At 69.1% G+C, this 8,163-nt stretch carries 11 protein-coding genes and 1 pseudogene; 7 read left to right on the forward strand and 5 right to left on the reverse strand.

The window, feature by feature from the left end:
• Nucleotide 1: 1 nt before the first annotated feature.
• Together BN4332_RS15880 and BN4332_RS15885 are read right to left on the reverse strand one after the other, a co-directional pair.
• Complete coding sequence (locus BN4332_RS15880; protein ID WP_066899527.1) at nt 2–823, reverse strand: TrmH family RNA methyltransferase; 822 nt, start codon at nt 821–823, stop codon at nt 2–4.
• Nucleotides 820–1,251: an Rv0880 family HTH-type transcriptional regulator gene (locus tag BN4332_RS15885; RefSeq protein WP_066899530.1), complete on the reverse strand. Its 432-nt coding sequence runs from the start codon at nt 1,249–1,251 to the stop codon at nt 820–822. Before BN4332_RS15885 ends, BN4332_RS15880 begins: the two co-directional genes overlap by 4 nt.
• An 85-nt stretch (nt 1,252–1,336) precedes the next feature.
• Between BN4332_RS15885 and BN4332_RS15890 the strand changes: the two genes are divergently transcribed.
• From BN4332_RS15890 to BN4332_RS15900, 3 genes are all read left to right on the forward strand, one after another.
• Entirely contained in the window at nt 1,337–1,597 is a 261-nt protein-coding gene (locus BN4332_RS15890) for a DUF2530 domain-containing protein (protein ID WP_066899532.1), read from the forward strand.
• Nucleotides 1,598–1,606: 9 nt separating this feature from the next.
• On the forward strand, nt 1,607–2,059 hold the full coding sequence (locus BN4332_RS15895; protein WP_066899534.1) for an SRPBCC family protein: 453 nt from the start codon (nt 1,607–1,609) through the stop codon (nt 2,057–2,059).
• A gap of 104 nt (nt 2,060–2,163) precedes the next feature.
• Nucleotides 2,164–2,910, forward strand: coding sequence for an alpha/beta fold hydrolase (locus BN4332_RS15900; protein ID WP_066899536.1), 747 nt, complete (start codon nt 2,164–2,166; stop codon nt 2,908–2,910).
• Here the strand turns inward: BN4332_RS15900 and BN4332_RS15905 are convergent.
• A complete protein-coding gene (locus tag BN4332_RS15905; RefSeq protein WP_066899557.1) occupies nt 2,907–3,704 on the reverse strand; it encodes a DUF3027 domain-containing protein in 798 nt (265 codons plus the stop codon). The genes BN4332_RS15900 and BN4332_RS15905 overlap by 4 nt on opposite strands.
• A gap of 141 nt (nt 3,705–3,845) precedes the next feature.
• On the opposite strand from BN4332_RS15905, the pseudogene BN4332_RS15910 reads away from it, so the two are divergent.
• Nucleotides 3,846–4,472: pseudogene (locus tag BN4332_RS15910) on the forward strand (MFS transporter); the annotation flags it as partial.
• A 57-nt stretch (nt 4,473–4,529) separates the two neighbouring features.
• Nucleotides 4,530–5,024, forward strand: coding sequence for a DUF2771 domain-containing protein (locus BN4332_RS15915; protein WP_235654277.1), 495 nt, complete (start codon nt 4,530–4,532; stop codon nt 5,022–5,024).
• Here the strand turns inward: BN4332_RS15915 and BN4332_RS15920 are convergent.
• Both BN4332_RS15920 and BN4332_RS15925 read right to left on the reverse strand, forming a co-directional pair.
• Nucleotides 5,013–6,029 carry a glutathione S-transferase family protein gene (locus tag BN4332_RS15920; RefSeq protein WP_066899538.1) on the reverse strand — a complete coding sequence of 339 codons (1,017 nt, stop codon included), beginning with the start codon at nt 6,027–6,029 and terminating at the stop codon, nt 5,013–5,015. The genes BN4332_RS15915 and BN4332_RS15920 overlap by 12 nt on opposite strands.
• 85 nt (nt 6,030–6,114) lie before the next feature.
• Nucleotides 6,115–6,525 carry a cold-shock protein gene (locus BN4332_RS15925; protein WP_066899540.1) on the reverse strand — a complete coding sequence of 137 codons (411 nt, stop codon included), beginning with the start codon at nt 6,523–6,525 and terminating at the stop codon, nt 6,115–6,117.
• Between the two features lie 162 nt (nt 6,526–6,687).
• Between BN4332_RS15925 and BN4332_RS15930 the strand changes: the two genes are divergently transcribed.
• Together BN4332_RS15930 and moaA are read left to right on the forward strand one after the other, a co-directional pair.
• Nucleotides 6,688–7,080 (forward strand): YccF domain-containing protein, encoded by a 393-nt coding sequence (locus BN4332_RS15930; RefSeq protein WP_066899542.1) that lies wholly within the window; start codon nt 6,688–6,690, stop codon nt 7,078–7,080.
• On the forward strand, nt 7,077–8,163 hold a 1,087-nt coding region (gene moaA, locus BN4332_RS15935; RefSeq protein WP_066899544.1), incomplete at its 3' end, for a GTP 3',8-cyclase MoaA. The genes BN4332_RS15930 and moaA, both read left to right, overlap by 4 nt.

The raw sequence follows: 8,163 nt of genomic DNA on the forward strand, positions 1-8,163 counted from the left end.
CTCAGTGCCTGAGCCTGGCTCGTTCGTAGAACGCCAGCGCGGCGGCGGTGGCGACGTTGAGCGAATCGGTGCCACGCGACATCGGGATCCGCACCCGCACGTCGCTGGCCCGCATCGTGCGCTCGGTCAATCCGGGCCCCTCGGCCCCGACCAGCACCGCGACCCGGTCCCCTTCCAGCTGGACCATCGCGTCCGAGAGGGTCGCTGCCGCCGGGTCCGGCGTCATGGCCAGCAGACGAAAACCATTGTCCCGCAAAAGCTCCAGATCGTCGGGCCACGCGCCGGCGCGGGCGAAGGGAACTAGCAGGGCATGCCCCATCGACACCCGCACCGCCCGGCGGTACAGCGGGTCGGCACATCCGGCCCCGAACACCACGGCGTCCACGGCCAGCCCGGCGGCGTTACGGAAGATCGAGCCCAGGTTCTCGTGATCGTTGACCCCTTCGAGCACGGCCACGGTGCGTGCGCCCGAGATCACCTCCGCGACAGACAACTCCGGCGCTCGTGAGGCCGAGGCCAGTACTCCGCGATTGAGATGGAATCCGACCGTGTCAGCCATCACCTCCGCGCTGGCCCGGTAGAACGGCACGTCCACCCCGTCGAGGTCGGCCACCAGTTCACCCAGGCGCCGGTCGGTGCCCAGCAGGGCACGCGGAATGAAGCGCGAGGCCAGCATGCGCTGGACCACCAACACCCCTTCGGCGATCACCAGGCCTTTTCCGCTGGGCAGATCGGGCCTGCGGTCCACGCTGTTGAGATCGCGGAAGTCGTCCAACCGGGCATCGGCCGGATCGTCGATATCGATGACGTCCAGCAGACTCACGCGCCTTCGAGGACCATCGCCGACATCAGGTCGGCGGCGGTGACCAGCGTCTGGCGGTCGTCGGGATCCAGCCGCGACAACTGCGCCTTGAGCCACTCCTGGCTGGCGCGGCGCTCGGCCTCGACCAGGTTCATCCCGGCCGGCGAGGCCGACACCACGATCTGACGGCCGTCGAGGGGGTGGGCGGCCCGGGCCACCAGCCCCTGCTCGGCCAGCGAGGCGATCACCCGCGTCATTGACGGCGGACGCACACGCTCCCGCAACGCCAAGGCGCTCGGCGTCATCGCGCCCTCCTTGGCCAGGGTGGCCAGCGCGGAGAACTGGGTCAGCGAAACCGGGGATTCCGCACGCCGCGTGCGTAATTGACGCGCGAGACGGACAACGGCCAGAGCCAGATCATTCGCAAGTCGCGCCTCCGGATCCTTCACATCGGAAATAGTACTGAGCGCCCGAAGGTAAAGGGCTAAAACCAAGACCAATGAATCCCCGCCGCATCCGATACGTTGGTGCACGATGACCGAGGAGCCCGACGAGCCGACGCCCCAGCCGCCGGCCCTGCCTGCCGCCCTGCTGGAGCCGTGGCCGGTGATCCTGGTGATCGCCACCGGCTGGCTGGTCGCCACGGTCCTGGCCTTCACCGTGGCCGGACTGCACCACTGGCGGCCGTACACCGTCGCCGGGCTGGGGATCGGCGTTCTCGGCACGTGTATCTTCCTGATCCAGCGCCGTGCCGTGCGCCGCGGATCCCGCGGTGCACAAAGCGGATTGACCTGAGGAGGCACCATGGCCGCACCACTCCTGCAAGCCACCGTCGACATCGACGCGCCGGTCGACAAGGTATGGGCACTGATCTCCGACCTGCGCCGCATGCCGCAGTGGAGCCCGCAGTGCCGGCTGATGAAGCCGCTCGGGCCGGTGCGTCCGGGAACCCGCACCTTCAACCTCAACCGGCGCAAGTTCGTGTTCTGGCCGACCACCTCGCGCATCACCGAGGTCATCGACAAGCAGAAGCTGGCCTTCCTGGTCGAGGGCAACAACACGATCTGGAGCTACGAACTGGAGCCGACCGCCACCGGCACCCGGGTGACCGAATCCCGCCACGCCGAGAACGGCACCACCGCGGTGTCCAACGCCCTGGTGAATGCGTTGTTCGGCGGTGTGCCCAGCTTCGAGGACGAGCTCGTCGATGGGATGAACGCCTCGCTGGCGCGGATCAAGGCCGCCGCCGAGAACTGAGCCCCTCGGCTCGCTTGGCCAATCACCGTCGCCGCCAACGACTTTCACCGCAGCACCGAACCGATCCGACCCCCGGCCCGGGCGGCCCGTGACAGGATGACGTCATGACTGTCGTCCTCGTGCACGGAAACCCGGAGACGGACGCGATCTGGGAGCCGCTGATCGAAGCCCTGGGCCGCGGCGACGTGGTGCGACTGTCGCCGCCAGGCTTCGGGGCACCCCTTCCCGCCGAGTTCCCTGCCACCTATCTGGCCTACCGGGACTGGCTCGAAGGCGAACTGGAGTCCCTCGGCGGCCCGGTCGACCTGGTCGGGCACGACTGGGGCGGCGGCCACGTGGTGAACCTGGCGATGCACCGGCCCGAACTCGTCCGCAGCTGGGCCAGCGACGTCGTCGGGTTGTTCGACCCGGACTACGTCTGGCACGACCTGGCGCAGGTGTGGCAGACCCCCGGCGAGGGTGAGCAGCTGGTCGAGACCATGTTGAGCGGGACGGTCGAGGATCGCGCCGCCCAGATGAGCGCGCTGGGCATACCGGCCGGCATCGCCACATCGATCGCCGAAGCCCAGGGACCCGAGATGGGCCGGGCCATCCTGGCCCTGTACCGGTCGGCGCGGCAACCCGAGATGGCCGAGGCCGGGCAAGCACTGGAGAACGCGCGGGCGCGGCCGGGGTTGTCCCTGCTGGCCACCGACGATCCCTACATCGGGTCGGCCGAGATCAGGCATCGCGCGGCGGAGCGCGCCGGTGCCCGCACCGAGGTGCTGGACGGGCTGGGGCATTGGTGGATGGTCCAGGCCCCCGAACGCGCCGCGGAGGTGCTCACCCGCTTCTGGGAGAGCGTGGCCTAACTGTTGCTGGGCGGCTCGGCGAGGTCGAGCACGCCGTCGTCATACGGTTCGTACATCGGCGAACCGGTGCCCGGCGGTTGCGGCGTATCCGAATGAGCGCCGCAGCCGTACTCGGCTTCCACCACGTGACCGTCGGCCGACAGCTCGTTGGCGCACACCCCGAACATCATGCCCAGCGCGCCGCCGAGCGGAAGGTAGAACCCGCAGTCCCGGCAGACCCGGCGCGTCGAGCGGGCCATCGCCGAGCCCGGCCCGTAATCGCCATCGTGCCAGCGCTGTGCCGCCTGTGCCCGGCCCCACTCACCGAGGACCTGACGCCGGCCGAGGCCGAGCTCCATCGCGGTGTCGTCGATCAGCGGATCGCCGGTGGCCATATAGCCCGGCACCAGGCGCGGATCGTCCGGTGGCGGGGCCAGCAGATCGCCGGGCCCGAGGTCGCCGGGACGGATCCGGTCCTGCCACGGCACCCACTGCGGCGCCAGCAGCGCCGTGGGCCCCGGCACCAGGACCAGCTCACTGATCGTCACGTGGTCGGCGCCCGGGTAGGTGGCCACCACGACGGCCCACTGCCAGCCGCGGTAACCAAGCAGATCAGCCAGGAACCGGTGTGTGGCCGAGGCGGAATCCTCGATGCTCGCGCCGAGGTACTCCCCGACGGCGTCCTCGCCGCTGAACTCGATCAGGGCCGCACGCGCCTGCTCGGCGGCACCCAACAGCACCGCCTCCTGCTCCTGCGACGGTGCCGCCGGGGGCGTCTCGGGGGTCTGCTCAGCAGATTCGGTCACGCTTTCCATCGCCTCCATAGTGCCTGACCGGCACAACCTCGGGCCACACCGGTTGCCTGTCGGCCGGCAGCGCGCCGGATAAGAGAGAATCGGGGGGTGACCTACTACCCGCCGCGGCCGCCGGCCGATCACGGCGCGGAACATCCCGGAATGGCCAACTACCCGAGCGACGAGACCCACCGCCGGCCACCCCGGCAGTCGGTGCCCAGCTCCAACCGCTGGTTGCCGCCGCTCGACGACCAGCACACCGCCAGGTACTCGGCGCACGATGTTCCGCCGCACTCCCCCGGCGTCGGTGCGGCCGCCGGTGAGAAGGTCACCGTCACCCGGGCCGCCGCCGCCCGCAGCCGCGAAATGGGTTCGCGGATGTACGGTTTCGTGCATCGCGCCGCCACCGCCGACGGCGCCGACAAATCCGGGCTGACCGCGCTGACCTGGCCGGTGGTGGCCAACTTCGCCGTTGACGCGGCCATGGCCGTCGCGCTGGCCAATACCCTGTTCTTCGCGGCCGCCAGCGGAGAATCCAAGAGCAAGGTCGCGCTGTACCTGCTGATCACCATCGCCCCGTTCGCGGTGATCGCCCCGCTGATCGGTCCGGCACTCGACCGGCTGCAGCACGGCCGCCGGGTGGCACTGGCCGCGTCGTTCGCGCTGCGCACCGTGCTGATCGTGGTGCTGATCGCCAACTACGACGGCGTCACCGGCAGCTATCCGTCGTGGGTGCTCTACCCGTGCGCGCTGGGCATGATGGTGCTGTCCAAATCCTTCTCGGTGTTGCGNGCCCGCCGCGGCCCCGACGAACGCCCCGTGGGAGGCGCGGTGAAGCGCACCCTGATGATCCTGGCCGCCGTCGTTGTGCTGGCCATCGCCGGTACCGCGGTGGGCATCTGGCGGCTGAGCAGCGGCCACGGCGATCAACTGCCGCAGATCAGCGCCTACTCGCACGGCCACTCGGTGCGGATCGGGCCGTTCCAGTACTGCGACGTGCTCAACCTCGACGACTGCAAGGAAACGCGCGACGCGGGCGAGCTGCCGGTCACCGAGAAGAACCCCGTGCAACTCTCGGTGCCCAGCTCGGTGAGCCGGGCGCCCTGGCGGCTGCTGCGGGTGTACGAGAACCCCATCGACACCACGGTCACCTACTACACGCCCAAATCCACACTGGCCGTGACGATCCCGACCGTCGACCCGCACCGCGGCCGGCTCACCGGCCTGGCCGTGCAGCTGCTGACCCTGGTCCAGGATCAGAACGGCGAGCAGTTCGCGTTGCCGCACGCCGAATGGTCGATCAGCACGGTCTGGCCGGAGAAGCCTGAGCTAGCCCGCTGAGTGCGCGGCCGGTACCCGCTCACCCTCGCGCGTCGGCCCCGGCGGCGTGCCGTCACCGAAAGGCCTGCCGCCCAGGGATTCCCGGCCGTGGGGCGTCAGCCAGTTGGCCAGGTCCGGCCCCTTGGGGACCACCTGCGTCGGGTTGATGTCCGAATGCACGACGTAGTAGTGCTGCTTGATCTGGACGAAATCGATGGTGTCACCGAAACCCGGGGTCTGGAACAGGTCCCGGGCATAGGCCCACAGCACCGGCAGCTCGCTGAGCTTGGACCGGTTGCACTTGAAGTGGCCGTGATAGACCGGGTCGAACCGGGCCAGCGTGGTGAAAAGCCGGACATCGGCCTCGGTGATGGTGTCGCCCACCAGATACCGCTGGGAGGCCAGCCGCTCGGACAGCCAGTCCAGCGCGGTGAACAAGCGGTCGTAGGCCTTGTCGTAGGCCTCCTGGGACCCGGCGAAACCGCACCGGTAGACCCCGTTGTTCACCTCGGTGTAGATGCGCTCGGCCACTGAGTCGATCTCGTCGCGCAACGGCTCGGGATAGAGCTGCGGCGCGCCCTCGCGGTGGTATTCCGTCCACTCCGTGGAGAAGTCCAGCGTCATCTGCGCGAAGTCGTTGGTCACCACGGCGCCCGTGGCGATTTCGACGATCGCGGGCACGGTGATGCCCTTCGGGTAGTCCGGGTCGCGTTTGAAGTAGGCGTCCTGCAGGCGCGGGATACCCAGCACCGGGTCGAGCCCGTCGGGATCGAGGTCGAACGTCCAGCTGCGCGCGTCGTGCGTCGGCCCGCAAAACCCAATCGACAGAGCATCTTCCAGGCCCAGCAGCCGGCGCACGATGATCGTGCGGTTCGCCCACGGGCAGGCCCGTGCCACGATCAGCCGGTACCGGCCGGCCTCCACGGGATAGCCGTCACGACCATCGCGCGTGATGCGGGTGGTGATGTAGTTGGTATCTCGATTGAACTCGCCGCTGCCGGTCGCAACGTAGGAACCCTGGGCCATGGCTCCAGTCTCCACGTCCAGAGTTGGCTTGTGTTCGTGAAATCAGCCGATTCTCGAACACAAGCCGACGTTGGGCGCGCGAGCGTCAGGCGTCGAGCTCCTGCGCGACAGCCTTGACCACCTCGGACACCCGGCGCGCGACCTTGCGGTCGGGGTAGCGCCCCTTGCGCAGCTCGGGCTGCACGATGTCCTCGAGCAGCGTGATCATGTCCGAGACCATGCCGTGCAGTTCATCGGGAGTGTGCTTGTGTTCGGGACGCTCGGCCTCGCGGCGGGCCCGACTCAGGCTCGGCGGCGGATCGATCAGTTTGAGGCTCAGCGCCTGCGGGCCACGGCGGCCGGCGGCCACGCCGAACTCGACGCGTTGACCGGCCTTGAGGGCCTCGACGCCTGCGGGCAGCGCCGAAGAACGCACGTACACGTCCTCGCCGTCCTCCTGGGACAAAAAGCCGAAGCCCTTTTCGGCGTCGTACCACTTAACCTTGCCGGTCGGCACTGCTGCTCACCCGCTCGTCTTGTCAGAACTACCTACACACATAAAGTTCGCGTCCCGTCAGCGCCGGGACGCGATGCAGCGATCTTACTCGGCCCTGCCCGGGTGATTCACCCCGATTACTCGGTAGGCTGGCAGCACTTCTGGAAGAGAGATGTGCCGGTAATGCGAGTGGTACTCAATATCATCTGGTTGGTCTTCGGCGGCCTGTGGTTGGCGCTGGGCTACCTGCTGGCCGCACTGCTCTGTTTCGTCCTGATCATCACGATCCCGTTCGGGTTCGCCTCGCTGCGCATCGCCTCCTACGCGCTGTGGCCGTTCGGCCGCACGATCGTGGACAAGCCCGGCACTCGCCCCGGGGCGTTGATCGGCAACATCATCTGGATCATCCTGTTCGGTTGGTGGCTGGCGCTGGGCCATCTGCTCAGCGCGGCGGCCATGGCCGTCACGATCATCGGAATCCCGCTGGCGCTGGCCGATCTCAAGATGATCCCGGTCTCGCTCGTGCCGTTGGGCAAGGACATCGTCCCGGTCGACTCGACGAAGGTCCCGGCATGACGCTGACCCCGCTCGGGTTGCCCACCGTGAGCCGATCCGGCGGATCGGCAGTCGGCGCTCCCCTCGACCCGGCGCCGACGAGCGGCCCGCTGGTGGACACCTATGGCCGGGTGGCCACCGACCTGCGCGTCTCACTGACCGACAAGTGCAACCTGCGCTGTACCTATTGCATGCCTGCCGAGGGCCTCGACTGGCTGCCCGGCGAAGCCCTGCTGAGCACCGCGGAACTGAGCCGGCTGCTACGGATCGCCGTCACCCGGCTGGGCATCACCAGCGTGCGCTTCACCGGCGGCGAACCACTGGTCACCCGTCACCTGGAGGACGTGGTTGCCGCCGCCGCGGCCCTGCAGCCCCGGCCGGAGATCACGCTGACCACCAACGGCATCGGACTGGCCCGGCGCGCGGCCGGGCTCAAGCAGGCGGGCCTGGACCGGATCAACGTGTCGCTGGACAGCGTCGACGCCGCGCACTTCGCCCGGATCACGCGCCGCGACCGGCTGGCCGACGTCCTCGAGGGGTTGGCGGCCGCCAAGGCCGCGGGCCTGGATCCGGTGAAGGTCAACGCAGTGCTCGATCCGGTATCCGGCCTCGACGACGCGGTCGGGCTCCTGCGGTACTGCCTGGACCACGGCTACCAGCTGCGGATCATCGAGCAGATGCCGCTGGACGCCGGCCATACCTGGCAGCGCGGCGCGGTGATCGACGCCGACGCGATCCTGGGCACGCTGCGGCAGCACTTCGACCTGCGGCCCGATCCGAAACCACGTGGCTCGGCCCCGGCCGAGCTGTGGCAGGTGGCCAGGTCCGATGCGCATCCCGCGGGCACGGTCGGGGTGATCGCCTCGGTGTCGCACGCCTTCTGTTCGGCCTGTGACCGCACCCGGTTGACGGCCGACGGCCAGATCCGCAGCTGCCTGTTCTCGACAGAGGAGAGCGATCTGCGCGCCCTGCTGCGTGGCGGCGCCGACGACGACGCCCTCGAGGCGGCCTGGCGGACGGCGATGTGGGCCAAGCCCGCGGGGCACGGCATCAACGACCCGGATTTCGTGCAGCCGGTGCGGCCGATGAGTGCGATCGGCGGGT

It is taken from the genome of Mycolicibacterium houstonense, assembly GCF_900078665.2.
Classification (GTDB): Bacteria; Actinomycetota; Actinomycetes; order Mycobacteriales; family Mycobacteriaceae; genus Mycobacterium; species Mycobacterium houstonense.